This window comes from Pseudomonas mucidolens (assembly GCF_900106045.1).
GTDB classification, from domain to species: Bacteria; Pseudomonadota; Gammaproteobacteria; order Pseudomonadales; family Pseudomonadaceae; genus Aquipseudomonas; species Aquipseudomonas mucidolens.
Map to the genome: position 1 here is coordinate 3,424,901 of NZ_LT629802.1, position 26,642 is coordinate 3,451,542.

A 26,642-nucleotide genomic window follows, 5' to 3' on the forward strand; every position below is an offset into this window, starting at 1 on the left:
CGCCGGGTCATTCGATTCCATTGATGAGCGTACACCGGCCGGTGTACTTACCGATCACATCGGGTCATTACGGCGCAGCAGCTCTTCGGGCAAGTGTTCGATGTACTCGTCCTCGGCCGGCGGCATTTGCAGGTGGTAGCCCTGCTTTTCGAGGTTTTCCAGGACCACGTCGATGTCTTCGCGCGACAGCTTGCGTTCGGGGCTCAGGACCAGGTCAAACGCGTGGTGAGGCTTGCCGAACGCGGCCAGCAGGGTTTCCGGGACTCGCTCCAGGGCATCGCTTTTCAGCACGTAGAGGTACATCTCGTTTTTTTTCAGGCTGCGATAAATGGAGCAAATACGTTTCAAGGCTGTTCTCCGGCAGTGGCCAGGCTGTCCAGCAGCGCCTGGCCCATGAGCTCGCGGCGCCAGCCACGCAGCGAGTCAGGCAATTGGTAAGGCCCCTCGGGATAGCCACTCTTGACCAGTGCTTCGAGGGTTTTCTTGCGCAGCATCAGCTCCGGGGCCATGTCCAGGCGCTCGGCGAACGCCTGGCCAAGGGCGCGCAGTTGCTTGATCAACGCAGCAGCGTCAACCGGCAGCGGCTCAGGCACGGCCGGTGGCCACTGATCCATGGGCACACTGGCGGCACGCTTGATCAGGTCCAGCAGAAACTCGCCGTCCTGGCGCACGGTACGCGGGTGCATGTCTTCGATTTTGCCCAGCGCGGCAAGATTATCCGGCTGGGATTTGGCCAGGGGCCATAACGCGTGTTCGCGCACAATACGGTTGCGCGGCAGGTCGCGGGCACGGGCCTGCTGCTCGCGCCAGGCGCACAGCTCGCGCAATACAGCGAGTTGCGCGCGTGACAGTTTCCAGGCCAGCTTGGCGTCGCGATACACCTCGTAGGGGTCGACATCCCGGCGCAGATTGGCGACCAGTTCGGCGCCATCTTCCAGGACCCAGGCGTATTTATCCTCGGACAGTTGCGGGCGCAGGCGGATATAGACTTCGGCCAGGTGCACGGCGTCTTCGGCGGCATAGCTGATTTGGGTCTCGGACAATGGCCGCTGCAGCCAGTCCGAACGGGTCTCGCCCTTGGGCAACTCGATAGCGAGTACCGCTTGCACCAGGCGTGAGTAGCCCATGGAGAAACCCAGGTTCAGGTAAGCCGCCGCCAGTTGCGTGTCGAACAACGGCACCGGCAGGCTACCCGTGAGGCGCAACAGCACTTCCAGGTCTTCGCTGCACGCATGGACCACCTTGATCACCGCCGGGTTTTCCAGCAAGGCGGCCAGGGGCTGCCAGTTATCGATGGTCAGGGGATCGATCAGATAAGCGCGTACACCGTCCCCGATCTGGATCAGCCCGGCGATGGGATAGAAGGTATCGACCCGCATGAATTCGGTGTCGAGGGCGACGAATGGCAACTGCTGCCATTCGGCGCAATGTTGGCCGAGGCTATCGTTGTCGCAGATCCAGTGAATATCGATGGCCACACGGCTCTCCCTTGAAGAATGGCGCGCAGTATATATCGCCGGAGGGACATTCGAGCACCCGCAGTACGCCAGCAATCATGAAAACTCCGACATAAGACCAGGAATTTACCTACGAATTCGACTTACCTTCTCTTACGCAGCACATAAACCCGCCACAAGGTTGAACCGGGCAGGAACTCTTGCTGGTTGAGAATATTGAAACCGGCTTGCCTGAATTCGGCCTCCACCTGCGCCCGGAAACTCACCGGGGGCTCTGCCAGCGCAGTGGCTGGCTCGCGGGAGGCGCTGTGCTGTCGGGCGGCGCGCTGAAAGGAATCACTGTTGACCGAGACAATCACCGTGTCGCGGCTGACCCGATGAAACTCCTGCAGAAGCACCCGCCGAGCCTCGGCAACGGGCACATGCCGAAACAACTCCAGGCAAAAAATGCAGTCCACCGCATTCGCCGACAGGTCCACGGAAAACGCCGAGCCCTTGAAGGTCTTGACCCGCCGCAGCAGCACTGGAGCATGGTGAACCCGGGCGTGGTCCAGCCTCTCCTGGGACAGGTCCGAGGCCAGGATCACCCGATTACCGTGTTCAGCCAACACTGGCCAGAAACGCCCTGGCCCACACGCCAGGTCCAATACCAGCCCCGGCTCGCCTGCCACTTTCAACGCCTGGCGCACCAGGCGCTCATCACGCCACAACCACAGACGCCGCAGCCACCCCTGTGGACGTGTGTCAGTACAAGTCCGAGCGTGCTCACGGTCACAGCGCTCGGCGAATTCAGCCTCGATGGATGTTAGGGAGGGTGACGGCATCACAAGACTCTTGTGTATGAATCGGTGTAAACGGACCAGGAAGACCCAGCTTACCCATCGCCGCGTGAAAAAAAGGTCGAAACACTCACCGTCCGTCCCTACCAGATCAAGCCTGATGCAGGTACCAGCGCCAGTCCTGCTCACTCACCTCGCCCATGAACTGGCGGTATTCGGCACGCTTGACCGCCAGGTACACCCTCAGAAATTCTGGCCCAAAGGCTTCGCGGGCCCAGTCCGAACCTTCGAGGGCACGCAAAGTGGTCAACCAGTCGCAGGGCAGCAACTCCGTGGCCTGCGCATACCCGTTGCCCTCCACCGGGGCCCCAGGATCGCGGCGTTCGCGAATGCCACGATGGATGCCCGCCAGAATCGCTGCCGCCGCCAGATAAGGGTTGGCATCGGCCCCACAGATCCGGTGTTCGATATGTCGGGAAAGCGCCGGGCCACCGGGCACCCGCAGGCTGACGGTGCGATTGTCGACGCCCCAGGTCGCTGCCAGCGGCGCGTAGCTGTTGCTCTGGAAGCGCCGGTAAGAGTTGGCGTTGGGGCAAAACATCAGCAGTGAGTCGAGTAACGTACTGAGCATGCCGCCAACCGCCTGGCGCAGCAGCGGCGTACCGTCTGGCGCTTCGCTGGCAAACAGATTGTTGCCCTCGGCATCTGCCAGACTGACGTGCATGTGCATGCCGGTGCCTGCGAGATCGTCGAACGGCTTGGCCATGAAGCACGCGGTCATCCCGTGTTTATGCGCCACACCCTTGACCAGGCGCTTGTAACGCACGGCTTCGTCCATGGCTTGCAAGGCATCGTGGCGGTGTTCCAGGGTGATTTCCACCTGCCCCGGGGCGTATTCGGAAATCGCCGTGCGCGCGGGAATGCCCTGCAGTTTGCAGGCGTTGTACAGGTCGGCGAGAAACGGTTCGATCTGCTCCAGTTCCCGCAGGCCGTAGACCTGGGTCGAGCGCGGGCGACCGCCATCCACATCCCGCGCCGGTTGTGGTCGGCCATGGCTGTCGGGCTTCTGGTCGAGCAGATAGAACTCCAGCTCGGCCGCCATGACCGGGTAGTAACCGTCGGCCTTGAGCCCTTCAATGACGTTGGCCAGCAAGTGCCGGGGATCGGCCACGGTGGCCGGCATGCCTTCTTCGGGATGCATGCTGACCTGCACCGCTGCGGTTGGGATCAGCCGCCACGGCATGCGCTGCAAACTGCCGCTGACCGGGTAGGCTCGACAATCGATATCGCCCACCTCCCAGACCAGCCCGGTGTTTTCCACGTCGTCACCATTAATGGTCAAGCCGAGGATGGTACTGGGCAGCGGTCGACCCGTCTCATACACCGCGAGCAATTCATCACGGTGCAGCAACTTGCCACGCGGGACACCGTTGCCGTCGAGGATGAACAACTCGAACATCTCGATATCAGGATGCTGTTCAAGAAAAGTCTGGGCTTCGTGCAGGGAGGCAAAGGCGGTGCTCATGGAAAACTCTCATACGTTCGCGTCAGGCAGGCACACAAGCGCTGCCGGTCAGATGCACAGGGCATCCACGGGGCAATCAACGTAGGGAAGCGTTATCCGGGGGACGCGCATGGCGGCAATGCCACAGCGCCCAGAAGGTCAACTCCGAGGGCAAAGCCCCCGCACGGATCCGTCGACAGACCAAACGGCTTGACGCAACGGCGCCAGGCGATGGCTCGAGGTGAATGTCGGGGCAACCGTCCATGCAGGGATCACAATGAAAAGATACTGGCCAGCCTCACATGCCGGATGCAGGCGTTCAATTCAGTCTTGACGGAGTTTGGTTGTACCCGGACTAAACATTTGGAACTATGGGCGCTTCGCTCATGCCCCAAGGAACCGCCTGGATGAAAGCTCCCTTGACCCTGTGCCTGCTGACCGGCCTGGCATTGCCTGCCCTGGCAGAGACTTCCGCTTCGCGCCTCGACGAGGTGCTCCAGCGCGGTGAAATGACGGTCTGCACCACCGGCGACTACAAGCCCTATACCTATTTGCGGGCGGACGGCCGTTACGAAGGCATCGATACCGCGATGGCCGAAGCCCTGGCCAAAAGCCTGGGCGTGCAGGTGAAGTGGGTGCCCACCACCTGGAAAACCCTGATGCCGGATTTCCTCGCCCAGCGCTGTGACATTGCCGTCGGCGGCATCTCCGTGTCCCTTGAGCGGCAGAAAAAAGCCTTCTTCAGCCAGGCGCTGAACGTCGACGGCAAAATCCCCTTGGTGCGCTGCGCCGATGTACAGCGCTATCAAACGGTCGAACAGATCAACCAGCCTCAGGTCCGGGTGATCGAACCCGCGGGCGGCACCAATGAAATCTTCGCCAGGGCGCATCTGGGCCAGGCGCAGTTGCGGCTGTTCCCGGACAACGTGACGATTTTCGAAGAGCTGCTGGCGGGCAAGGCCGACGTGATGATCACCGATGCCAGCGAGGCGCGTTATCAACAGAAGCTCAAGCCGGGACTATGTGCAGTGAACCCCGAGCGCTATATGCAGTACAGCGAAAAGGCCTTCATGCTGCCCCGTGATGATGTCGCCTGGAAAAGCTACGTCGACCAATGGCTGCATTTGAGTACCGCCACCGGGGTGTACGACGCTATTGTCAAGCAATGGCTGGCGGCGCCTTGATCACTTCGGTCCAGCCGTTCCAATCGCCCGACAAGCGTCTACGCTCTTGAAACACTGAACAAGAACGAGGGACGCGCAATGACGGGAATGCTCCGAGCCAGCGGGTTGCTGCTGATGCTGTGTTTCAGCCAGGCCACTCTGTCCCAGGAACAGGACGCCCAGGCAACCAGGGCACTGCTGGAAAAAGCCCTGGCGTATTACCACGACAAGGGCGACAAGGCGTTTGCCGCCTTCAGCCGCCAGGGTGAATTTGTCGACAAGGACCGCTACGTGTTCGTGGTCGACACCCAAGGCATCCTGCTGGCCAGCGGCGGCCCGTCATCGGCGCTGATCGGCCGTGATGTTTCCGAAGTGCTCGGGCCGGACCTGCAAAAATCCTTCGAGGACGCGCTGAAGGTGCCGGAAGGCGATGGCATCCAGCAAGCCGAGTATCGCTGGCGGAACTGGAACGACGGCAAGGTCGAGCGCAAGCGTGTGTTCTATCAACGCATCGGCCAGCGCATTCTGGCCGTGGGTCATTACCTGCCACGGGCCTCGCCGGAACAGGCCAAGGCGCTGCGGGACAAGGCGGTCCAGGACCTGGAAAAAGACCAGGCCGGTACCCTCAAGGCAATCAACGCGTTGCAGGGCGGCTTTCTACAGGATGATCTGTACGTGTTCGTGGTCGATCTCGATACCCGGCGCTACGTGGCCCACGGGACCAACCTGCGCCTGATCAACACTGACTTCGCGAGAATCAAGGACCCGGACGGCAAGCCGGTGGGTGAACCGATCCTCGATCTGATGAAGAAACAGGACCAGGGCGAATATGAATACCGCTGGAAAAACCCGGTGACTGGCAGGGTGGAAAACAAGCACGCCTACCTGCGTAAGACCGGACATTTCCTGGTCGCGGTGGGTTACTACAGCCCATGACGGCATGGGTTTGGACAGGTTTCGGTGGCATGTCCAAGGCTTATTGAGCATAGATATCTACACAACTTTGCCTCAATGCTTAAATCCAAGCAGATAGGGCTGTCGTGGCGAGCGGGCTTGTCGGAACGCCGCATCGCCCGCGTTGGGCTGCGAAGCAGCCCCGCGCGGGACAAGCCCGCTCGCCACAGGGAAATTCGTCAGTTTTGTGTAGAGACCTCTGCTTATTGAGCTTTGTCCTCTCGCCCTCGCAACAGTCGGTTGGGCATCGCAATCGCGGCCGCCAGCCCCAGCAGTGAAACGGCCGCGCTGACCGTCAGCAACTGACGAAACGTAACCAGCAACTCCTCGCGCAAGGCATCTTGCGCGGGGCCAGGTGCAGCGTTGAGACCGTCCAGCAAGACATTCCCCGAACTGCCCTCGGCCGCCAGCGCGCCGCGGGCAAGGTTGGCGAAACTGGAATCCTGCAACAACGCCAGCAGCAAGGCCGACATGCAGGCGACCCCCACCGCACCGCCGAGTGAGCGGAACAGGTTGGTGGTGCTGGTGGCAACCCCAATGTCGTGCTGCGCCACCGAATTCTGCGTGCCCACCAGGGACGTCGGGAACTGCATGCCAGCGGCAACCCCGCTGAGCAACATGAACACACTGCTCCAGACCAAGGCCTGGGGAGCACTGAAGGCCATGCCCAGGATTGCCATCGGGCTCAGCAATGCACCGGCGAGGATCATCGGTTTATAGCGACCGGTCACCGAAGTCATGCGCCCGGCAAAGTAAGCGCCCATCGGCAAACCCATGGCCAGCGGCAGCAGGTGCAACGCGGCGCTGTCGGCACCCGCGCCGGTCACTGTCTGATAACGCAGCGGTATCAATACGGTCAGCGAGATGGCCTGGAAGCTGGTGACGAAAATCGTGCACCAGCACAACACCGCACTGCGGTTGACGAACAGGTGCATCGGCAGCAAGGGTTCCCGCGCACGACGTTCATGCCAGACGAACAGCGTCAACGCCAGCAGCGCACACGCCAGCCGGCCCAGCACGTGATCGTCGCGCCAGGAGTGGCCTTGGCCGATTTCGGTGATGCCCAATAGCAGCGTGGTCAGGCCGATGATCAGCAACAGTGTGCCAAGGTAATCAATGACCGGCTTGCGTTGCGGCACCGGCAGCCCCACCAGCGTGCGATGGGCTACCCACCAGGCGCCCGCGCCCAATGGCAGGTTGATCAGAAAGACCCAGCGCCAGGACAAATACTCCGTCATGTAGCCGCCCAACACCGGTCCGGCGACGCTGGCCACCGCGTACATGCTGCTGAAATAGCCTTGGTAACGCCCGCGCTCGCGGGGCGGAATAATGTCGCCGATGATCGCCTGGCTCACCGAAATCATCCCGCCTGCGCCGACGCCCTGAAGGATGCGCGCCAGCACCAATTGCTCCATGCTTTGTGCCATGGCGCAAAACAGCGAGGCCAGGGTGAACAGCCCCATGCCGATCAGCATCATCGGCCGGCGCCCATACAGGTCACCCAGCTTGCCGTAGATCGGCACCGCCACCGTCATTGCCACCATGTAGCCCGAAATCACCCACGCCAGCAGGTTGACGTCGTTGAATCGAGCGGAAATGGCCGGCATCGATACAGCAACGATGGTTTGGTCCAGGGCCCCGAGAAAGATCGCCAGCATCAGGGCCACGAGGACACTGTGCACGGAAGGATTGACGTGGACGGGCGAGTTTAGGTAAGTCACGACTGAACCTGCAGGCAAGGCCCACGGAAAAAAGCCCGTGGGAATGCCCGTCATCTTACTCGATAGCCAACTACTCGATAGCCTCGTAAGGAAGTCCGACGTAGTTTTCCGCGATGGTTTTGCGCCCGGCCTCGGAGTCGAGGAAATACGCCAGTTCGCTCTCGGCAATCCGCTGGCTGAAACCGTCGGCCTGCGGAAACTGATGCAGCATCGAGGTCATCCACCAGGAAAATCGTTCGGCTTTCCAGACCCGCCGCAAGCAGATCGAGGAGTAGCGTTCCAACAAATCCACACGTCCCTCGCGGTAAACCTTGAGCAAAATATTAAACAAGGTGCTGACATCGCTGGCGGCCAGATTCAAACCCTTGGCGCCGGTGGGCGGCACAATATGGGCGGCGTCTCCGAGCAGGAACAGGCGCCCATATTGCATCGGTTCCACGACGAAACTGCGCAACGGCGCGATGCTTTTTTCGATGGACGGACCGGTCACCAGTCGTTCGGCCAGATCCGCTGGCAAGCGGGCCTTGAGTTCCTCCCAGAAGCGCTCATCGGACCACTCTTCAATCGGCTCATCGGCCGGCACTTGCAGGTAATAGCGACTGCGCGTGGGCGAACGCATGCTGCACAACGCAAAGCCGCGCGGGTGTTTGGCGTACACCAGTTCATCGTGGACCGGCGGGGTCTCGGCGAGAATGCCCAGCCAGCCAAACGGGTAGACCCGCTCGAAAATCTCCAGGGACTCGGCCGGGATCGATTGGCGCGCCACCCCGTGGAAGCCGTCGCAACCGGCGATGTAGTCACACTCCAGGCGGACTTGCTCGCCGGCGTACTCGAAGGTCAGCCAAGGCCGTTCACTCTTGAGGTCGTGGGGCTGGACATTGCGCGCTTCGTACAAGGTGATCGCGCCGGATTGCTGACGCGCCGCCATCAAATCCCGGGTGACTTCGGTCTGGCCGTAGATCATCACGGTTTTGCCGCCGGTCAGGGATTTCAGGTCGATGGGTTGCCGGTGTCCGTTCAGCGCCAGCTCGAAGCCGTCATGAATAAGCCCCTCGGCATCCATGCGCTGACCGACGCGGGCCTGGCGCAACAGGTCGGCCATGCCCTGCTCCAATACGCCGGCACGGATGCGCCCGAGCACGTAATCCGGGGCCTGGCGCTCTAGAATCAGGGTTTCAATCCCGGCATTGTGCAGCAGTTGACCAAGCAGCAGTCCCGAAGGACCAGCACCGATAATGGCGACTTGGGTTTTCAGCGCTTTCATTATTTTTATGGCCTGTGGCTTTGCACGAACGTATTGAGTGAAAGTGTTGTCATTGCTTGTGCTGCTGGCATTTTTGACTTGAGTGGCCAGCATCAGAAGGTGAAAACTGAGCCAAAGCCTGCACTTTTTGCCAATCAGGGCGATTACCGCACAACTATCCTGAGTATCGGATTGAAACCATGACCAGAGCTGCCAGTTCCGCGATTCCAGTATTCAAACTCTACGGTGAAAACCAACAGTGGCCGACACCGGATTTGTTGCATTGCGAAACCATCTCTCGGCGCAGCCGTGAGTATCAGTGGGAAATCCAGCCCCACCGACATGCAGACCTGTGCCAGTTGCTGTATGTCCACAAAGGCCAGGCGCAACTGGAGATCGAAGGCCAGCGCAGCACGCTGAGCGAATCCACCTTGCAGGTGCTGCCCCCCTTGTGCGTGCATGGGTTTCGTTTTTCCGAGGATATCGAAGGCTACGTAGTGACGCTGGCCGCGCCGCTGATCGCCCATTTGCAAGGCCAACTGGGCGCGGCGATGGACGGTTTGAGTGCCGTGGGCAGTTACCCAGCGGGCCAGGACAGTGATCACCTCAACAGCCTGTTCGCGCGGTTGCAGGACGAATACAGCGAAGATTTCCCGGCGCGGGACATGATGATGCACGCCGTGGTCAGTGTGCTGCTGGTGTGGATCAGTCGACAGGCCATCCAGCGCCGTCATTCACGGATGCCACGCGGCCGTGAGTATTTCCGGCGTTTCACCCAGTTGGTGGAACAGCATTACCGCGAGCACCCGAAGATCGAGGATTTGGCCCATACGCTGGGCATTTCGGTCTCCCACCTTAACGGCACCTGCCGCGAGCTGGGGGGCCAGCCCGCGTTGCAGATCATGCACGACCGCCAATTGCTCGAAGCCAAGCGTTTGCTGACGTACACCAGCATGACCATCAATGAAATGTCCGAGGTATTGGGCTTTTCCGATCCCACCAACTTCTCCCGGCTGTTTCGCCGACGCGTCGGATTTTCGCCCAAAGCGTTTCGGGAGCAGTTGAAGGCCGACTCGATCGCCGGCCTGAAAGGTTAGCGCAACGCGCTCAGGGTCGCCGAATAGCTGCAATGTCCGTGGTTACAGGTGGCGGCCATGCCCGGTTGCAGGCGAGCCTGCTCCGCCCGGTAGGCAGCCGTGCCATAAAGGGCCGTGGCAACGGCGCAGAGGACGAAAATCATCAGGTACTTTCTTGTCTTGATCGTCATAGCATTGACCTCCGAACACAACAGCAAGGTGCTGTCTTCAGCATAGGTCAGCCAGGGCGAGATGCCAGTATCGAGGGGTATTCAGTTGCCTTATCGAGCCTGCAATCCTTCGTCCCATGGCGGCTGCGCCGGAAACTTCAGCACCAGGAAATCCAGCAGGCTGCGCAGCGTCTGGGGCATGTGTTTGCGCGAGGTGTACACCGCATATATGTTCATCTGCCGGGGCTCGGCGTGGGGTAGCAAGCGAATCAGCTCGCCACGGCGGATGTAGTCGCCGGCCTGGTAGGTGGGCAACATGGAGACGCCCGCCCCGGCCAATGTCAGCCGTAACAGGGTGCTGGCTTCATTGGCGCTGATATTGCCTTGCACCGGTACCGATACCGGCTCACCGTCCTCTTCGAAATGCCATAGGCTTTTGCCAAAGTAGGCATGCGTCAGGCAATTATGTCGGACCAGGTCTTCCACCCGCTGGGGTCGCGGATGCTCCAGCAGATACGCCGGCGACGCGCAGATGACCGAGCGGCACACCGTCAACTTGCGCGCGATGAGGTTGGGGTCCAGATCGTTGCTCATGCGGATCGCCAGGTCGATGCGTTCATCCACCAGATTTACCGTGCGATCGAGCATTTGCAGATCAATGCTGACGAGCGGGTAGCGCTTGACGTATTCCGCCATCGCCGCCGCCAGTTGCGCCTGGCCGAAGGACGTACTGACACTCAGGCGCACCAGACCACGCGGCGCATCGTTCGGCTCGCTGACGGCGGCCTGCATGTCGCTGCACAGCTCGAGCATCTGTCGGCATCGCGGCAAGATCTCACTGCCAGCGGCAGTCAGGCTGAGCTTACGGGTGGTGCGATGCATCAGACGCGCCCCGACCCAGTTCTCCAGCTCCGCCAGGTAGCGCGAAACCACCGGGCGCGACAGGTCCAGATGATCGGCCGCGGCCGATTGGCTGCCGAGGTCGACTACGCTGACGAACACTCGCATTGCTTGAAGACGATCCATGATTTGCCCGATTTTAGAAACAAACTATGTTCAAGCATGGCATTTTTTGCTGTGAACCGTGCAATTAAGCTCTCTCCATGGCCCGCCAAGCCCCCTCAATAACTGGAGCTGCACATGTTCACCACTTTCAAGCGTTTTGTACTGGCAACCGCCGTGTTGGGCTTCGCCGTCCATGCCGCCGCGGCGGACTTGACCCTCGATGTCTACAACCCCGGTGAAACGGCGATTTTCCCGGTCAGTTCGGTGCTGGTCAGCGGCGAGAAAAACGCGATCCTGGTCGACGCACAGTTCGGCAAAGGCCAGGCCGAGCAACTGGTGCAAAAGATTCGCGCCAGCGGCAAACAGCTGACCGCCATCTACATCAGCCATGGCGACCCGGACTACTACTTCGGTCTCGACACACTGACCCAGGCGTTCCCCAAGGCCAAGGTCCTGGCCAGCCAACCGGTGGTGGACCATATCAAGGCCACGGTTGACGGAAAGTTGGCGTACTGGGGGCCGAAAATGGGCACCGACAAGCCAGCCAAGACCATCATCCCGCAGGTTCTGGAAAGCCAGAGCCTGACGCTGGAAGGCAAGCAGTTGCAGATCATCGGCCTGGACGGCCCGCAGCCCGACCGCAGCGTGGTATGGATCCCTTCGCTCAAGGCGGTTGTCGGCGGAGTGGTGGTTTCGCAGAACATTCACCTGTGGATGGCCGACACCCAGGGCGCGCAATCCCATGCCGACTGGCTGGCCACTCTGCAGCAGATCGAGCAGTTGCAACCGCAGACCGTGATCCCTGGCCATTACCTCGGCACGCCGACAGCTGAATCGGTGAAGTTCACCAGCGATTACATCAAGGCCTTCGATGAAGAAACCGCCAAGGCCAAGGACTCCGCGGCGCTGATCGCCGCCATGAAAAACCGCTACCCGACCCTGGCCGATGAAAGTTCGCTGGAACTGAGCGCCAAAGTCGCCAAGGGCGAAATGAAGTGGTGAATTGAACCAACCCTTACCGCACTGGAGAACGTCATGAGCAAGATTGCAATCATTGGCGCCACCGGCCGCGCCGGTAGCCAACTGCTGGAAGAAGCCTTGCGTCGCGGCCACAGCGTAACGGCCATTGCCCGCAACACTGGCGCCATCGCCCCGCGTCCCGGCCTGACCGTCCAGCAAGCGGATGCCCTGGACGCGCAGGCGTTACGAGCAGCCATCAGCGGCAACGACGTGGTGATCAGCGCCGCGCATTTCGCCACGCTACCGGCCGACGCCGTTATCGGCCCGGTAAAACAGGCCGGCGTGCAACGTCTGCTGGTGGTGGGCGGTGCAGGCTCGTTGCTGCTGCCCGATGGCAGCCGGGTCATCGACAGCCCCGGCTTCCCTGCCGAATACAAGGCTGAGGCTAGCGCTGGCGCGGTGTTCCTCGACACTCTGCGTCAGGAGAAAGCCCTGGACTGGAGCTTCCTGTCGCCTTCGGCCGAGTTTGTCGAGACCGAGCGCACCGGCACATTCCGTTTGGGTCAGGATGATCTGCTGGTCAGCAACGAAGGCCGGAGCTGGATCAGCTTTGCCGACTTTGCCATCGCCCTGATCGATGAAGTGGAAACCCCGAAACACTCACGCCAGCGCTTCACCGTCGGTTACTAAGCGGGAACGCAGACAGAGCGATGTTGAGGCTTGCACCCCCTCTCTTTGGCAATGGAGCTAGCCCCAATACCGCTCAGTTAAGGCTTTTTGTAGGAGCGAGCTTGCTCGCGAACCACTCATAGGTGCCGCGTTTATCCAAAAAACACACGTTATCGTTGAGGTTTTTCGCGAGCAAGCTCGCTCCTACAGTGATCGCTACTGGCTTAACTGAACGGCATTGGGACAAGCCCCCTCGCCACAGAAGAAGTGGTTGTCACAAAAGGCGATGTTGATGGCGGGCGAAACAGCGCCCAAGGACGCATTTTTTCAATAGTGCCTGCGACTTTCTGATTTGCCTCCATCCCTTGCAGCCCGGCCTAATAATGCCCTTGTCCGCTCAAGGCCCGCCCATGGAAAACGTTCACGCAAAACCCGCCACCGCCCTTTGGCTGATGCTCAGCGTGGTGTTGGTGGCCCTCAACCTGCGCCCTTCCATGGCCGCGGTCGGTCCGTTGTTGTCGTCGATTCGCGGCGAGGTGCCACTGAGCTTCAGCGGTGCCGCGTTACTGACCATGCTACCCGTGATGGCCATGGGCTTGGCGATGTTCTTCGGCATGGGCGTGGCCAAGCGGTTTGGCGAACACCGCAGCATTGTCGTGTCATTGCTGGTCATCGGCCTAGCCACCGTGTCGCGGCTGTTTCTCGATTCCGCCGCCGAACTGATCCTCAGTGCCATCGTGGCGGGAGTCGGGATTGCATTGATCCAGGCGTTGATGCCGGCGCTGATCAAATCGCGTTTCAGTGACAACGTTTCACTGTTCATGGGGCTGTACGTCACCGCCATCATGGGCGGTGCGGCCCTGGCGGCATCGTTCTCCCCCTTCGTCCAAATGCAGACCGGCAGTTGGCGCATCGGTCTGGCGATCTGGGCCGTGCTCGCGGTCCTGGCGCTGGTGTTCTGGTACGCGCAACGCTCGGTGTTGCCGCCCCTGCCGCAAGCCCGCGACGCTGCGCAAGAATCGTTTTTCGGCAATCGCCGGGCATGGTTGCTGGCGATTTTCTTCGGCCTTGGCACCGCGTCCTACACCTGCGTACTGGCCTGGCTGGCGCCGTACTACGTGGAGCAAGGCTGGAGCGAACAGAATGCCGGGCTGTTGCTGGGCTTTCTGACCGCCATGGAAGTGGTGTCGGGGCTGATCACTCCGGCCATTGCCAACCGACGGCAAGACAAGCGGGGCGTGGTCGCAGTCTTGCTGGTACTGATCATCGCCGGCTTCTGTGGCCTGATTGTGTCTCCGCAACACCTCAGCCTGTTGTGGCCGTGCCTGTTGGGCCTGGGCATTGGTGGGCTGTTTCCCATGAGCTTGATCCTGTCGCTGGACCATTTGCACAACCCGCGTCGCGCGGGCGGCCTGACCGCGTTCGTGCAGGGCATCGGCTACCTGATCGCTGGCGTATCACCACTGATTGCCGGGATGATCCGCGATCAACTGGGCAGCTTTGAATGGGCCTGGTGGTCACTCACCGCGGTCATGGGGGTGATGCTGGTGATCGTCTTGCGCTTCGATCCACAGCACTATGCGCGGCATATCCGCTAGCGCGTCGTGCTCCAAACAGTATTTGTCCCACAACAGACATAGAAACAGCCTACAGATCTTTCTATTGGCACGAGCGTTCCGGTACCATTTTGTCCTGTTTGCGCTGCGGTTGCGCAAAAGGCTCACGGACGACGCAGATGTTAAACAGCAACTTGCTTAGAAAGCTCGATATGCAGGACCTGATGGTGTTTATCGCTGTGTATGAGCAAAGCAGCGTCACCGATGTGTCTGAAACCCTGTTCGTCAGCCAGTCCACTGTCAGTTACAGCCTGAAGAAACTGCGTACCAGCTTCGAGGATGAGCTGTTTATCAACACGCGTGCCGGCATGCGCCCGACCTACAAGGCCAGTGCCATGTATGGTCACGTGCAGAAAATCCTCGAAAGCATCAATCTCTGCCACTCTGGCGCCGCCGCGTTCGACCCCACCCAGAAAGCGGTGACGTTCAACATCTGCGCCCCCGAGTATTTCGAGCAACTGATCCTGCCCAGGCTGTTGAGGAATTTCGATCACGCCAACCTGCCGGTGATCGTCAATGTGCAAAAACTGGAAAGCGACATCCCCGCCGAAGCGCTGCGCGAAGGACGTCTGGACCTGGTGATTTGCTTCGGCCCGAACTTTCATCGCGCACATAAAGACTTCAAGACCCAGATGCTACTGGAGGACGACCTGGTCTGCGTCTTCGACAAGCGCGCCGCGCCACGGGAGCCCGCGTTCAGTCTGAAATCCTTTGTCGCCCGGCGCCATGTGTTCCCTACGCCCTGGACCTCCAGCACCAACATGATCGACGGTTGGCTGGCTCGCCAATCCCAGAAGCGCCAGGTGATTGCCCGAGCCAACAGCTACAGCGCCGCACTGAAAATGATCACCGGCACCGACTTCATCGTCACCCTGCCCCGCCGGGTGCAGGCGCTGCTGGCGCTGGAGCCGGTGTTCGGCCACTGCGAAGCGCCCAATGGCCTGCCGGGGTTCACCCTGGATATGCAATGGAATGAAACCAACGAACAGGACAGCGCCAATGCCTGGTTCCGCGAACAGGTGACGAAGGTCTGTGGGGGGGTGCTGCAAGCGGCAAGCCGCGAGCTTCAAGCTTCCAGCTAAACGCTGCGAGAAAGGCGCAGAACCAACTTGCCGCTCTCACCTCCCCATAAACGCTTCCAGTCGCGAGCGCATCCAGCGCTCCGCGGGATCGCTGTCCACGTGACTGAGCCAGACCATGGATAAATCCAGGCTGGGCGTTTCGAACGGGAAAGGTTCACAAAACACACTGCCCGCCGCGGCCATGGCTTCAGCGGTGTAGTCCGGCAAACTGGCAATCATATCCGTGCCCGCCAGCAAGGCCGGTAAAGAACTGTATTGCGGTACCGACAACACCACATGCCGCTTGCGTCCGATCTCGGCCAGCCACTCATCGGCGAAGCCTGCGACGTTCGCCGTGTGGGACACCAGCACATGGGGACGCGCGCAGTATTCATCGAGGGTCAGCGGCGTGTCCGAGGCATCGGCGCGCAACACGCTGGGGCGGATATGACGCAGCAACTTGCGCTTGGCATTGGCCGGCAGGCCGCGCGTCTGGGTGATACCGACGGTGATATCACCGGACGCCAGCAAGTCGGGAATGCGCCAATAATTGACATGCTGCACCACAAACACCACTTGCGGTGCTTCGATGCGCACGGCACGCAACAGCGGCGGTAGCAGGCCGAATTCGACGTCATCGGACAGGCCGATGCGAAAGGTCATGGTGCTGACGGAAGGGTCGAAGTCATGAGTCATGCTCAAGGCCACCGACAGTGAGTCCAGCGCCGGCGACAGGTGGCGGATAATCTCTTCGGCCCGTGCCGTGGGCTCCATACGGTGGCCGACACGGATAAACAGCGGGCCATTGAACAGCGTGCGCAGTCGATTGAGGGCAGAACTGATGGTCGGTTGGCCGAGGAACAACTTCTCCGCCACGCGTGTCACATTGCGCTCAAGCATCAGCGTTTCAAAGACGACCATCAGGTTGATATCGGTCTTGCGTAGTTCATTGCGATTCATGGCGAGCGCCTTACTGCCCAGGACAGACGGCAGTTTAGAAACCCCGGGGGGCGGCGTCTATGCGCAGCGCGTTCGAGCCTCTTGTGATCGGTTGACGAGCGTGGTGCGCTTCACTCTAATGGAGGTCCACATCAAGCAAGGATCGCTGCGCCATGAAATTCGCCTACACCATCGTCTACGTGCCAAACGTCGCCGCTTCCCTGGAATTCTTCGAAAAGGCCTTTGGTTTCACTCGTCGCTTCCTGCATGAATCAGGGACGTACGGCGAACTGGATACCGGGGACACCACCCTCTCTTTCGCAGCTCACGAATTAGGCGAAATGAACTTCAGGGGCGGCCATGTAGAAGCCCACACCTCAACACAGCCGCTGGGCATGGAGCTGGGGTTTGTCACTGAAGATGTGTCGGCCGCCCACGCCAAAGCGCTGGCCGCTGGTGCGACCGAACTGTCAGCACCGCTTTCAAAACCCTGGGGCCAGAGGGTGTCGTATGTGCGCTGCCCGGATGGGACACTGGTGGAGCTGTGTACGGCGGTTTGACCCTCAGCCCCGCACACGGTCTATCGCCGCGGGCCCGGATCATCAAGAACTGACCGGAGACGCGCATGCCCGAAATCACCCAACGGGTCATAGCATGGGTGCCGTTCTTTCTGTTCGATCGTTTTCTCAAACCCTATCGACTGCACGAGTGACGGGTGCTGTTGGCAGCATTGCTGATATTGAACGCGCGCACAACAAAAAGCCCTACACCCCTCGACAAAACAGCAGCGATAAACACCGCTTACTGCGCGATGGTATTGACACCTTACAGGCTCGGGACGAAGAACGCGCGGCGCAGGTGGTAGCTGAGCACCAACGCAAAAATAAATCCATCACGTTCCCGGACGAGTCAGTCGATTACATTGAGGCTCATCGTGCCGGCTGGAAAACGTCAGACATGCTCAACAGTGGACGAACACACTGGCTACTTATGCCGCCCTGTCATCGGTAGCCTCGCCACCAATCATAGACATCAGGAGGCACTTCAAAACGTGACTAGACTTTCAATTCATTGATAAGTAATGGTGAATTGCATCGACGCATTGGCTTTGCCGCCCGTCACCGTGTTGGCAGTCTTGTAATAGGCGGCCTTCAGAGGAATGACGTGGTTTAAAGATGTGCCGCGGCGAAACTGATGAGTCTCACCCAGGCTTACGGCTTTATCGCTGTCGTCGGTGATCTGAATGCCGACGCCTGTAGCCCCTCCTTCGTCCAATGCAAGAACCCCGGTTTGGGCGTCAAAAGCAGTGTTGACTGGATCTAACCGATAGCTGATACCACCCAGACCAAGCGGGCAATTAGTGAGATTTATATTGAAGGCTTTTTTACCGATGGTTGTGCCGACGCCTCCAAATTGACTGCTGCGTTGTTTGCCTAAATCGACGTTGACCGAAGGTGTCTGGCAACTGACTTCGGTAAGCGCAATGGCGTTGGACAGGGTCATGGTGGCAATCGTCCCGCCGGTTACCGCGTGGGTCCCCACCTCCCCCGCTGGGATTGAGCCAGGTGTAATTTCACCGATCTTGTAAAGAGCAATCGCGTAGGTGGTGTTTATGAGTGTGTAAGCATAGTTCGGCGCTAGCGTGTCGCTACTAGGGTAAGCCCCCAGAAATCTCCCGTTGTACACCCAGCGCCAGCCCAAGCCGGTGCTGCCGATTGGGCTGGGGTCATTGAGCATCGTCTCACCTCGGCTGTTCAGATAACCCCAATGATCCCCAGCCTGGCATGTAAATGAGTTTGTGCTTGAGATAACGGCAGCCGGTGTTGATCGGTAAAGTTCTGTACCGTTGGGTGTGTTTTTGGGGACGTGCAGAGAGGTCGGCACTGCGACATTTAAAAAAACCGGCCCTTTGACCGTGCATATGGCCCATGACGAGGTGGAACACAAGGCCAGCAATACACCTGCGATGGCAGAGTTCCACAAGGCAGGTTTTAGTGTGAAAGGTTTCATAGATAATCTCTCTTAATTCGGACAGAACTCTAGCGGTTGATAACTGTGGGGTCAGCGCACTGCACAGGTGCTGTCCATTAGGGTGTATCCGCTTTGCAGAGAGTCGGCCGTTACCGGTAGGGTGTACTGCGCACGGCAGCTCTGACGCTTTTTGCTGCCCCAGCGAATCACCAGTTCGCCCCGATTCTGATTAGTTCGCATAAACAACCGTCCACCCTGACCGACCATGGTCAGGTAGTTGCCTTCAGTGTCTTCGACCTGTGCGCCCATGGGCAGGCTTTTACCATCGTCACGGGTGACGTGCAGCAAGACTGGCGTACCGGAAATCGTCGGGTATTGAACCAGGGCAATTGCTCCGTACCGAGGCGCAATCAATTGTGAGGTTGTTTCAAGCTCAACCGAGTCAGGCGTGTTCTTTGGGTCGATGGAAATGTCGTTCTGGCGATAAGGCATCAATCCTGGGACAAGTGCATAGCCGTTATTGTCGACCACGGCACTTGAGGTATTGCCTACGCGCGCGCCGTTAGCTCCCTTGGCTTCAACCAGCGCCATGGTTTCGCCCTGTTCCGAACTAAACGTAACGCCACCAGCATGGGCCACCAGGCTGCCGCTGATACCGGCGTTGGCCTGCTTGTAGTCTTTGCCAGTATTGGCGCCAGCACTGAGCAAGGCTGCTTGCGTGCGGTACTGCACTGAAGAACCTGCACTGGTGGTGGAGGTGGCCGAGTTCTTGTCGGCTGAACCGTACAGGTTGTAGTTCAACTCGTTGTACTTGCCTGCACTACCGCCCAGGTTGACCTGGGTATTACTGTTGCCGTTGTCGGTGTAACGCACATTGGTGCTGACGTAGTTGGAGCGGGTACGACCGAAGGGAATATTGAGGCCGACCATGTATTGGGTCTCAAATGCGCCTTGGTAGTCACGAGTGCGGCTGGCACTGAGATTGAATGAGCCCCAACTGTAGCCATTACTGTAGCCAGCCTGATAGGTCACGTTGCTGCGCTGCTCGGTATTCCAGTAGTTCTGGGCAGAGCCAGTGAAGTAGACGCTGCCGCGGCTGTCACCCAGAGGTTGATTGACGTTGAACTGAACCCGGCTGCGCTGACGATACAGTGGGGTGCTGTCGCGACTTTGCAGTTGGGCGTAATCGCTGAAATTCAGATAACCCTCACTGGAAAAGCGATAGGCGGCCACGGTGAAGTTTGTCTGGGTAGCGTCCAGCAGCTTGCTATAGGTCAACCGATAGCTGCGACCACGCATGGTGCTGTCGATGTCTTCGTGGGTATGCGCCAGGTCATTGGCTTTGGACTCCGTCACGTCCAAAGCCATCGCGCCCCACGGTGTACTCCAGGCCACACCTGCCTGCACCGCCAGGTAACGTTCGGCGATGATGCTGCCGGTGTAGGCGCTCCATTTGTCTGAGATCCCGCGTTGGTAGGTACCCTGAATGAAACTGGGTGTTTGGCTCAGGTACTCGTCACGGTACTTGCCGGCGGTCACGCTGAAACGCGAAGTGCCTGGACGCAATAATTGCGCCACAGAGGAGAACGGCACTACGAATGAGCGAGTACGCCCGTCAGCCTCAGTGATGGTCACCGACAAGTCGCCCGAGTAACCAGTGCTGTACAGGTCATCAATGACGAAGGGGCCGGGCGCGACTGTGGTTTCGTAAAGAATGTTGTCGCCCTGGCGAATGGTAACCTTGGCATTAGTGTCCGCCACGCCACGAACAGGTGGGGCAAAACCGCGCATGGAGTCAGGCAGCATGCGGTCATCGCTGCTGACCTGTACACCCTTGAACGGCACGCTGTCGAACACTTCTCCAGGGGTGTAGTACTGACCCAGGGTCAACTGCGATTTCAACCCGGTGAGATCACGCTGTACATAGCTGCTGGTCGACTGGTAGCCACTTTGCGAAGTGGCGTGAGCCGAGCGGTTGTAGCTGTAGGAACCGTTATGACGCAAGCGCCAATCGCCCAGGTTGATGCCCGTGTTCAGTCCCAGGTAGGACTGAGTGCTGGCGACACCCTGAGCCTCACTCTGATATAAATTCGAGTTGTAATTCACAAAGCCTGCGGTCACACCGCTGTCCCAGTTTTTAGGGTCAACATAGCCACGTGAAACCCGCTTCAAGTAGGCCTGGGAGATAGTTAAATCCGCGCGCAACTCGCTCATATCCACGTCTACATCGATATCCGGGGCCAGGCGTGAGAGTTCGACGCAATCGGTATCGCTCAGCAGTGAAGCCAGCTTGTCCTGATTGGGCAACGATTCGAGGTTTAGGCCCCAGCGCTTGAGATCATCGAGCTTGAAACAGAAATACGCAGGCGCGCCAACTCGCTCTTTGGTGATGATCAACGGTCCACGGCCTTGCCAGTCACCGTTGAGGTAAATGTCAGTACGGTAGGTGCCCGGAGTCAACGGGTTGCCGTTTTTGAAGGCCGAAACGTCCATCAAGCGCCCTTGGCTATCGGTCATGAAGCCGGGGTTGAAGTCGACTTGTTCGGCGTCATCTGCCAATACCGCACAGGGAGTGAACACAGTCAGAAGCAAAGCACAGACACGAAGATGCCGTGCCTTGGTCCGGACACGCAGACGGTCGAATTCAAACATCAGTAGGCGTCCTGAGTAGGCCTGCTACATGACAGCAAGCAATCAAAGTCCTGCCAGATAGGTTGGCTTTTCTATGGGCAAGTGCGACGGGAATGAAGGGGACAACTGCGCAGCATTAATTGGCCAGCTTGGTCTCAGCCAACTTGGCCGCACCATAATCGTTGAGCCATTCGTAACGAACGCTGGTGCTGCCCTGCGGGCGACTTTGCAGGTTTTCCAGCGGGAATTCGGAAACGCCTCGCGCTGGAATCATTCCGCCTTTGCTGCTGTAGGTTTTGCCCTCTACCACAAGCTCGGTTTTGTTGTACGAGGCGCTGAACTCCGTTGGGTTAGTGCCACGTAATGCAAAGCCTTTTCCGTTCGCAACCAGCGTCCAGATAACTGCTGCAGGGGTATCTTCGGCATAACCCTTCAAGCCTTCAGGTCGGTAAAACACTTTGACACGTGATCGATAGGCCACCTGCATGAAGTTGCTATCGGTACTTTTCGGCAGCGGCGGAACGTCCAGTACGTTTAACCAGAACACTGATTCGACGTCCTGCGGCAGAGGGTCATGGGTGTAGGTCATGCGCAGGGTTTGCGAACGCTGAGGCGAAATGCGCACCACCGGAGGCATCAGCAGAAAAGGAGCATCTGCCTGATCTGCTCGCGAATCAGGATCGCCACTATCTACCCACGCCTGTATCAGGGCGGGCTCATTGCCGACGTTGTCCAGCTTGATGGTGACCTCGCGCTCATTGGCGGGATAGACCACTCGAGTGCCTGAAATCACCACATTAGCCGCGACCGGGGTCACATACGCGAGCAGCAGCACACCACCAAGCGCCCATACCGCGCGACAAAGAAGGGAGGTTTTCATAATATTGTCCCGAAAAAACGCTCGCAGCCGAGCTGCGAACGTTGAAGATCAGTTGTAGTCCATCGAGAACTGTACGTTGGACGTCACTTGCCCTGCTGTAGCCGCGGCGTTCGCAGCGATGTACTGAGCGTAGAACTGAAGGGTTGCCGCTTTAGTGGTAATGGCGCTCGACAAAGATCCGTCGTTGGTCTGCAAGTTGATCGGAGCAAAACTCGCGTTGAGCAACTGGATCTGAGCATTGGAACCACTCGTGGTCTGGTTGATCAGATTGCCAGTGGCCGCATCGACCGTAGGGCCTTGTTCAAAGCGAACCAATGCACTAGAGCCGGTGCATCCCGTAAGTGCCAACGTGAACCCTGTTCGGCCAGCAGTCTGACCTACAGTAGCCAGCGACGAAGCAGCAACTCGCGGCAGCGTCACGGTTTTGGTAGTAGCATCGGTTGTATTACCTTCGATGGCACAGGTCTGGCTGCTCACTTCACCTGTGAAGTTTATGGTGCCGTCTGCTGCTGAAGCATTGAAGGAAGTAGCAACAGCTGCGCTGGCGGCGAGTGCGATCAGAACTTTTTTCATTAATTATTTCCCATGATTTAATTATCAGAACGACCGATTGCAAGCGTAATACCAGTACTAAGGCCTCTGAGGTGACGAATCTTAGGTGCTTCATTTACCTCTTTGAATAAGAAGATTCCTGTTTTGAATGACCCATCTATGCCTATGTATGCGCCCACCTGATCGATGCAGTTCACACTGAAGAACCCGGGTACAGAATCCCGCTCCGCTCCAGCCTGTACCCGCAGCGCTAGCGCTTCAGGAATTGTCTTATTATTTTTTGCATGCCCAAGCCTCAGGCTTGTCGCATGAAATCGACGCCTCTAGCCGCACGAAAACTTCTCCACTTATTTGCCATTGGCTTGATTATCGCGGTCGTCTCAGGCTCGTATATTTATTTGCGCTCGGTATTTAACGAAGAGGTTTCTCTTCGCCGCAGCCATATGAACGAAGCCGTGTTCAATGCTCAGGATTTTTTCGTCAGTCGCCAGACCCTGCTCAAAAGTCTAGTGCTGGCGACGGTGCCGGACAAACATGGGGCTGAGCCCTTAGCCAGCGTGAATCCAGACGAAGAGATGAATATCAACTTGGGTAATAAAGAGGCTCATTGGAGCCTGTGGCTGACCCGACGAATAATGGGCTATCTGCGTGAAAACAAAGTCAACTTGCTGTATGTCCCTCACGCGGCAGCCCCCGAAGTAACACGTTTGTTTGATGTTTCACCCCCTTCGCAGCCCGTGCCCAAAGTGGTGTTGCAACGGTTGACTGAAATGGGCAGTCCGGTACAGAGTTCGGTCGATGAAGTGTGGCTGACCGATAACCGTGTTATCGATTCACCGTTCTACTTGTTCGAGCGTCTGGATAATCGCCAGGCGTCTTCTGGCTGGTTGGGAATTGAAGTCGAAGTGCCGGATCTGGTCGAGGCACTGCGCAGTGATAGCGCTGGCGACTTTATCTTGCTTGACGGTCAAGGACAGATCATTTTCACGAATGCGGCACACTCTCCCGTGCTCGATTCACTGCACGCTTTCAACACACAAAGTTCATTCGGCTTTATCGGATCAGGCTGGTTTCCCGATCGATTGGCGATCAGAAAACAATTGGGGTATTCAGGCTGGCAAATTGTCTATGTCGTGGACATTCGCTCCCTGCTTCCCGTATTGGGCTGGCCATTACTGGGCTGTGCACTGCTGTGCATCGCGGTCAGTATCGGCCTGCATTTTCTGATAGTGCGCATTGACCGACGCCTGATCACGCCAGGCGAAAACCGCATTCAAGCCCTAGTGGAAAGTGAAGCATTCAGTCGTGCCACGCTGCAAATTGCACCCGTCGCCTTGTGTGTAATACGCCGCACAGACGGCGTCGTGGTGCTGGAGAACCCACTATCGAAACAATGGCTAGGGAACAATAGCGAGCGCGACAAGTTATGTCATGACTGGATTTATCGTGCGTTCGATGAACGAGACCTATGCAACAACGATGAAATAGAAATGGAAGATGGGCGGCTTCTGCACCTCACTTTCGCTCCCACGCGCTACAAAAGTGAGGATGTACTGATTTGCGCCTTCAGCGACATCAGCGCCCGCAAACACATTGAGGTGACCCTGGAACAGGCTCGCCAGTTGGCTGATCGGGCCAATGAAGCCAAAACACTCTTCCTCGCGACCATGAGCCATGAAATCAGAACACCTTTATATGGCGTGCTAGGCACGCTTGAATTACTGGCGCGTACCAGCCTCAACGATCAACAAAGCAATTACTTGAAAGCGATTGAGCGCTCTTCCGGCAACTTATTGCAGCTGATTTGCGACGTCTTGGATGTGTCACGTATCGAGGCCGGTCAACTGCAACTGGAACTCAATACATTCAGCCCTTTAGAGCTGATTGAAGAGGTCGTTCAAGGGTATTGCGGTGCAGCGCATGCCAAGGGCCTGCAGTTATTTTCATTAATTGATTCAACGGTGCCCGAGTGGCTCAGCGGTGATGTCACCCGCATTCGTCAAATACTGAACAACCTGCTCAATAACGCACTGAAATTCACCGACAACGGAAAGATTGTGCTGCGTCTGAAAATGGACAGCCGTGATGATGAGCGCGTCATGTTGCACTGGCAGGTTTCAGACACCGGTAAAGGCATCCCGCGCGAAGCCCAGGCTCACCTGTTCGAACCTTTTTATCAGGTCGAATCAACAACAAATGTCGTCGCGGGAACAGGCTTGGGCCTATCCATTTGCAAGCGACTCATGCACTTGATGAATGGAACTATGCGACTGGTTAGCGAGCCAGGTCTGGGGAGCAGTTTTACGCTGCATTTGCCATTGGTACAGGTCACCGAGCCAGAGCGGCTTGGGACCTTTGGTGAACTGTCTCCCAATGTTGTTTATGTGGTGTCTCAACTACGAGAACTCGCTGAATGCTATTGCGCCTGGTTACGCCGCTGGGGCGCACGCGCTTACATGGGAGTTCCCAGGCCGGGCGATGCTCACGATGACGCAGTGTTACTTGAGCTGCACCCCGGCAGCGCCCAGCATTTACTGGCACCGGGGTGGACAGGAGCGCGGGTGGTAGCAACCGGCGACATGACCGTACCGCTCAGCACTGAAAATGCTTTCTGGCAGGCTGACCTCAACAGTTTGCAAGATGTGCATCGGAGCTTGCACATGGCCCAGGGAACGAGGACAGACTCTCAGTTTGCGGCCGTAGCAGACACGTCAGAGTTCAAACTCAATCTACGTATTCTGGTGGCAGAAGATAACGTAATAAATCAGCTGATTTTGCGGGACCAGCTTATAGAACTGGGCTGCTCAGTCACATTGGCCAGCGATGGGCTGGAAGCCTTGGGGCTTTGGCAAGCGGCCAAGTTCGACTTGGTACTGACCGACGTCAACATGCCCAACATGAATGGATATGAACTGGCGACTCAGTTGCGGGGCATGAAGGTGACAACGCCCATTATTGGCGCAACGGCCAATGCCATGCGCGATGAAAGTGAGCGCTGCCTGAACGCCGGAATGAACAACTGTTTGATCAAACCTTTTACGCTGCACACTCTATACAACTGCCTTCGACACTTCGAAAGGACGGTCCAGTGAAACCCTATCGTGTATTAGTCGTTGAAGATCATCCTTTTCAACATGAATATTTGTTGAATATCTTTAGTGAGGTGGGCGGCTTCGAAGTTGACACCGTATGGGATGGCGATGAGGCCCTGAAGTGCCTGGTGCGTAATAACTATGACCTGTTATTCAGCGACTTAAAGATGCCCGTCATGGACGGAGTGCAGTTAATCCAGAAAATGGCAACCTTGAAAAAACCGCCGGCGCTGGCCCTGATGAGTTCATCTTCACGCAGAATGTTGGTCAGCGCAGGGCTCGCAGCGAAAAACCTGGGTATTTCAGTAGTCGATTTGATTTCCAAGCCAGTCGAGTCCAATGACATCAAACGTTTGAAAGAGCGAATGGTGATTTTTCGTCTGGGCGCTGGTGACATCGATCCGGGGCTGGCGATAGAAGTCGATCCGCAATGCATTGCACAGGCCATGGAAAATGGTCAGATCCAAGCGTGGTTTCAGCCCAAAAAGTCCCTTTTTAACGGCACTATTCTCAGCGCTGAGGCCTTGGCTCGCTGGGTGTCTCCAGAGGTCGGACTGTTATTACCCAAAGACTTCCTACCGTTGTTGATAAACCAGGGGCTGGAAGAGCGTCTGCTGTGGTTAATGCTCGAGCAAAGCCTGCAAGCCCAAAAACAATGGCGCCAGAAAGGCTGGGATATCCCCGTGTCAATCAACTTGCCGACACACTTTCTGGACGGCTCCGATCTGCCTGACCGTTTGCGTGACTACGTGGTAATCAATGGCGGAGAACCACGCAGTATTGTCTTTGAGCTGATGGAGAGTTCAACCACAAAAAAACTCAGTAATTACTATGCAGGCGCTTGTCGTTTACGAATGATGGGGTTTGGCCTGGCTCAGGACGACTTCGGTAAGGGATTTAGCTCCTACTTCAATCTGGTATCCACCCCCTTCAGTGAGCTGAAGATCGACCGTTCTCTGGTACACGGCTGTGTTGAAAATGACCACCTGGCATCTGCGTTGCGCAGCTTGGTAGAACTGGGGCGAAAGCTGGGATTGACTATCGTCGCAGAAGGCGTAGAAACACAGGCAGAACTCGAACTTCTGCGGCGCATTGAGTGTGATCAGGCACAAGGTTTTCTTATTTGTGGCGCCGTGTCTTCCACTGATTTTGAAACTCTTTTGCTCGAGGATAGCTCTAAGCCATCACGAGGATAGTTC

The 26,642-nt window shown here is 58.0% G+C and carries 24 protein-coding genes; 11 read left to right on the forward strand and 13 right to left on the reverse strand.

Annotated elements, in window-relative coordinates; genetic code table 11:
• Positions 1-54: 54 nt before the first annotated feature.
• The 4 genes from BLU75_RS15790 to BLU75_RS15805 all read right to left on the reverse strand — a co-directional run bounded on the left by BLU75_RS15790 (position 55) and on the right by BLU75_RS15805 (position 3,761).
• Positions 55-348, reverse strand: coding sequence for a YcgL domain-containing protein (locus tag BLU75_RS15790; protein ID WP_084376877.1), 294 nt, complete (start codon positions 346-348; stop codon positions 55-57).
• Positions 345-1,478 (reverse strand): ribonuclease D, encoded by a 1,134-nt coding sequence (gene rnd, locus BLU75_RS15795; RefSeq protein ID WP_084376878.1) that lies wholly within the window; start codon positions 1,476-1,478, stop codon positions 345-347. The genes BLU75_RS15790 and rnd overlap by 4 nt, the downstream gene beginning before the upstream one ends.
• A 122-nt stretch (positions 1,479-1,600) precedes the next feature.
• On the reverse strand, positions 1,601-2,281 hold the full coding sequence (locus BLU75_RS15800; protein ID WP_084376880.1) for a class I SAM-dependent methyltransferase: 681 nt from the start codon (positions 2,279-2,281) through the stop codon (positions 1,601-1,603).
• A gap of 106 nt (positions 2,282-2,387) precedes the next feature.
• Positions 2,388-3,761: a glutamine synthetase family protein gene (locus BLU75_RS15805; protein WP_090221504.1), complete on the reverse strand. Its 1,374-nt coding sequence runs from the start codon at positions 3,759-3,761 to the stop codon at positions 2,388-2,390.
• 386 nt (positions 3,762-4,147) lie between these two features.
• Here BLU75_RS15805 and BLU75_RS15810 point away from each other — a divergent pair, with 386 nt between their 5' ends.
• Positions 4,148-4,924, forward strand: a complete 777-nt coding sequence (locus BLU75_RS15810) for a transporter substrate-binding domain-containing protein (RefSeq protein ID WP_084376883.1) — start codon at positions 4,148-4,150, stop codon at positions 4,922-4,924.
• 78 nt (positions 4,925-5,002) lie between these two features.
• Complete coding sequence (locus tag BLU75_RS15815) at positions 5,003-5,839, forward strand: cache domain-containing protein (protein WP_084376885.1); 837 nt, start codon at positions 5,003-5,005, stop codon at positions 5,837-5,839.
• 221 nt (positions 5,840-6,060) lie between these two features.
• On the opposite strand, the gene BLU75_RS15820 is transcribed toward BLU75_RS15815, so the two are convergent.
• Complete coding sequence (locus BLU75_RS15820) at positions 6,061-7,578, reverse strand: MDR family MFS transporter (protein WP_084377333.1); 1,518 nt, start codon at positions 7,576-7,578, stop codon at positions 6,061-6,063.
• Between the two features lie 70 nt (positions 7,579-7,648).
• Positions 7,649-8,833, reverse strand: coding sequence for a 4-hydroxybenzoate 3-monooxygenase (pobA, locus tag BLU75_RS15825; RefSeq protein WP_172832102.1), 1,185 nt, complete (start codon positions 8,831-8,833; stop codon positions 7,649-7,651).
• A 188-nt stretch (positions 8,834-9,021) separates the two neighbouring features.
• Here pobA and BLU75_RS15830 point away from each other — a divergent pair, with 188 nt between their 5' ends.
• On the forward strand, positions 9,022-9,918 hold the full coding sequence (locus BLU75_RS15830) for a helix-turn-helix domain-containing protein (RefSeq protein ID WP_084376888.1): 897 nt from the start codon (positions 9,022-9,024) through the stop codon (positions 9,916-9,918).
• Here the strand turns inward: BLU75_RS15830 and BLU75_RS27515 are convergent.
• Both BLU75_RS27515 and BLU75_RS15835 read right to left on the reverse strand, forming a co-directional pair.
• Positions 9,915-10,088 (reverse strand): hypothetical protein, encoded by a 174-nt coding sequence (locus BLU75_RS27515; RefSeq protein ID WP_165447446.1) that lies wholly within the window; start codon positions 10,086-10,088, stop codon positions 9,915-9,917. The genes BLU75_RS15830 and BLU75_RS27515 overlap by 4 nt on opposite strands.
• Positions 10,089-10,178: 90 nt before the next feature.
• Entirely contained in the window at positions 10,179-11,093 is a 915-nt protein-coding gene (locus tag BLU75_RS15835) for a LysR family transcriptional regulator (RefSeq protein WP_084376889.1), read from the reverse strand.
• A gap of 114 nt (positions 11,094-11,207) precedes the next feature.
• On the opposite strand from BLU75_RS15835, the gene BLU75_RS15840 reads away from it, so the two are divergent.
• The 4 genes from BLU75_RS15840 (at position 11,208) to BLU75_RS15855 (ending at position 15,399) form a co-directional block, all read left to right on the forward strand.
• Positions 11,208-12,074, forward strand: coding sequence for an MBL fold metallo-hydrolase (locus BLU75_RS15840; RefSeq protein WP_090221505.1), 867 nt, complete (start codon positions 11,208-11,210; stop codon positions 12,072-12,074).
• Positions 12,075-12,107: 33 nt separating this feature from the next.
• Complete coding sequence (locus tag BLU75_RS15845) at positions 12,108-12,722, forward strand: NAD(P)-dependent oxidoreductase (RefSeq protein ID WP_084376892.1); 615 nt, start codon at positions 12,108-12,110, stop codon at positions 12,720-12,722.
• A gap of 389 nt (positions 12,723-13,111) precedes the next feature.
• Positions 13,112-14,299 (forward strand): cyanate transporter, encoded by a 1,188-nt coding sequence (locus tag BLU75_RS15850; RefSeq protein ID WP_084376893.1) that lies wholly within the window; start codon positions 13,112-13,114, stop codon positions 14,297-14,299.
• Between the two features lie 137 nt (positions 14,300-14,436).
• On the forward strand, positions 14,437-15,399 hold the full coding sequence (locus BLU75_RS15855) for a LysR family transcriptional regulator (RefSeq protein ID WP_084376895.1): 963 nt from the start codon (positions 14,437-14,439) through the stop codon (positions 15,397-15,399).
• Positions 15,400-15,435: 36 nt separating this feature from the next.
• On the opposite strand, the gene BLU75_RS15860 is transcribed toward BLU75_RS15855, so the two are convergent.
• On the reverse strand, positions 15,436-16,338 hold the full coding sequence (locus BLU75_RS15860; protein WP_084376897.1) for a LysR family transcriptional regulator: 903 nt from the start codon (positions 16,336-16,338) through the stop codon (positions 15,436-15,438).
• Between the two features lie 152 nt (positions 16,339-16,490).
• On the opposite strand from BLU75_RS15860, the gene BLU75_RS15865 reads away from it, so the two are divergent.
• Positions 16,491-16,877 carry a VOC family protein gene (locus BLU75_RS15865; protein ID WP_084376898.1) on the forward strand — a complete coding sequence of 129 codons (387 nt, stop codon included), beginning with the start codon at positions 16,491-16,493 and terminating at the stop codon, positions 16,875-16,877.
• A gap of 94 nt (positions 16,878-16,971) precedes the next feature.
• Positions 16,972-17,328, forward strand: coding sequence for a hypothetical protein (locus tag BLU75_RS15870; protein ID WP_231982569.1), 357 nt, complete (start codon positions 16,972-16,974; stop codon positions 17,326-17,328).
• 57 nt (positions 17,329-17,385) lie between these two features.
• Here the strand turns inward: BLU75_RS15870 and BLU75_RS15875 are convergent, their stop codons facing one another.
• The 4 genes from BLU75_RS15875 to BLU75_RS15890 form a co-directional block, all read right to left on the reverse strand.
• Positions 17,386-18,327, reverse strand: a complete 942-nt coding sequence (locus BLU75_RS15875) for a fimbrial protein (protein ID WP_084376900.1) — start codon at positions 18,325-18,327, stop codon at positions 17,386-17,388.
• A 51-nt stretch (positions 18,328-18,378) separates the two neighbouring features.
• Positions 18,379-20,940, reverse strand: a complete 2,562-nt coding sequence (locus BLU75_RS15880) for a fimbria/pilus outer membrane usher protein (RefSeq protein ID WP_084376902.1) — start codon at positions 20,938-20,940, stop codon at positions 18,379-18,381.
• 115 nt (positions 20,941-21,055) lie between these two features.
• Positions 21,056-21,799, reverse strand: a complete 744-nt coding sequence (locus BLU75_RS15885) for a fimbrial biogenesis chaperone (RefSeq protein ID WP_084376903.1) — start codon at positions 21,797-21,799, stop codon at positions 21,056-21,058.
• Between the two features lie 48 nt (positions 21,800-21,847).
• Positions 21,848-22,372, reverse strand: coding sequence for a fimbrial protein (locus BLU75_RS15890; RefSeq protein ID WP_084376905.1), 525 nt, complete (start codon positions 22,370-22,372; stop codon positions 21,848-21,850).
• Between the two features lie 287 nt (positions 22,373-22,659).
• Between BLU75_RS15890 and BLU75_RS15895 the strand changes: the two genes are divergently transcribed.
• Together BLU75_RS15895 and pvrR are read left to right on the forward strand one after the other, a co-directional pair.
• Positions 22,660-25,443 carry an ATP-binding protein gene (locus BLU75_RS15895; protein WP_111769975.1) on the forward strand — a complete coding sequence of 928 codons (2,784 nt, stop codon included), beginning with the start codon at positions 22,660-22,662 and terminating at the stop codon, positions 25,441-25,443.
• A complete protein-coding gene (gene pvrR / locus BLU75_RS15900; RefSeq protein ID WP_084376907.1) occupies positions 25,440-26,639 on the forward strand; it encodes a response regulator cyclic di-GMP phosphodiesterase PvrR in 1,200 nt (399 codons plus the stop codon). Before BLU75_RS15895 ends, pvrR begins: the two co-directional genes overlap by 4 nt.
• Positions 26,640-26,642 lie beyond the last annotated feature (3 nt).

What these genes read in the sequence shown, in the direction of transcription:
- BLU75_RS15800 (WP_084376880.1), bottom strand. Translation starts at nt 2,281, where the DNA reads ATGCCGTCACCCTCCCTAACATCCATCGAGGCTGAATTCGCCGAGCGC.
- BLU75_RS15805 (WP_090221504.1), bottom strand. Translation starts at nt 3,761, where the DNA reads ATGAGCACCGCCTTTGCCTCCCTGCACGAAGCCCAGACTTTTCTTGAA.
- BLU75_RS15810 (WP_084376883.1), top strand. Translation starts at nt 4,148, where the DNA reads ATGAAAGCTCCCTTGACCCTGTGCCTGCTGACCGGCCTGGCATTGCCT.
- BLU75_RS15815 (WP_084376885.1), top strand. Translation starts at nt 5,003, where the DNA reads ATGACGGGAATGCTCCGAGCCAGCGGGTTGCTGCTGATGCTGTGTTTC.
- BLU75_RS15830 (WP_084376888.1), top strand. Translation starts at nt 9,022, where the DNA reads ATGACCAGAGCTGCCAGTTCCGCGATTCCAGTATTCAAACTCTACGGT.
- BLU75_RS27515 (WP_165447446.1), bottom strand. Translation starts at nt 10,088, where the DNA reads ATGACGATCAAGACAAGAAAGTACCTGATGATTTTCGTCCTCTGCGCC.
- BLU75_RS15835 (WP_084376889.1), bottom strand. Translation starts at nt 11,093, where the DNA reads ATGGATCGTCTTCAAGCAATGCGAGTGTTCGTCAGCGTAGTCGACCTC.
- BLU75_RS15840 (WP_090221505.1), top strand. Translation starts at nt 11,208, where the DNA reads ATGTTCACCACTTTCAAGCGTTTTGTACTGGCAACCGCCGTGTTGGGC.
- BLU75_RS15845 (WP_084376892.1), top strand. Translation starts at nt 12,108, where the DNA reads ATGAGCAAGATTGCAATCATTGGCGCCACCGGCCGCGCCGGTAGCCAA.
- BLU75_RS15850 (WP_084376893.1), top strand. Translation starts at nt 13,112, where the DNA reads ATGGAAAACGTTCACGCAAAACCCGCCACCGCCCTTTGGCTGATGCTC.
- BLU75_RS15855 (WP_084376895.1), top strand. Translation starts at nt 14,437, where the DNA reads ATGTTAAACAGCAACTTGCTTAGAAAGCTCGATATGCAGGACCTGATG.
- BLU75_RS15860 (WP_084376897.1), bottom strand. Translation starts at nt 16,338, where the DNA reads ATGAATCGCAATGAACTACGCAAGACCGATATCAACCTGATGGTCGTC.
- BLU75_RS15865 (WP_084376898.1), top strand. Translation starts at nt 16,491, where the DNA reads ATGAAATTCGCCTACACCATCGTCTACGTGCCAAACGTCGCCGCTTCC.
- BLU75_RS15870 (WP_231982569.1), top strand. Translation starts at nt 16,972, where the DNA reads ATGGGTGCCGTTCTTTCTGTTCGATCGTTTTCTCAAACCCTATCGACT.
- BLU75_RS15875 (WP_084376900.1), bottom strand. Translation starts at nt 18,327, where the DNA reads ATGAAACCTTTCACACTAAAACCTGCCTTGTGGAACTCTGCCATCGCA.
- BLU75_RS15880 (WP_084376902.1), bottom strand. Translation starts at nt 20,940, where the DNA reads ATGTTTGAATTCGACCGTCTGCGTGTCCGGACCAAGGCACGGCATCTT.
- BLU75_RS15885 (WP_084376903.1), bottom strand. Translation starts at nt 21,799, where the DNA reads ATGAAAACCTCCCTTCTTTGTCGCGCGGTATGGGCGCTTGGTGGTGTG.
- BLU75_RS15890 (WP_084376905.1), bottom strand. Translation starts at nt 22,372, where the DNA reads ATGAAAAAAGTTCTGATCGCACTCGCCGCCAGCGCAGCTGTTGCTACT.
- BLU75_RS15895 (WP_111769975.1), top strand. Translation starts at nt 22,660, where the DNA reads ATGAAATCGACGCCTCTAGCCGCACGAAAACTTCTCCACTTATTTGCC.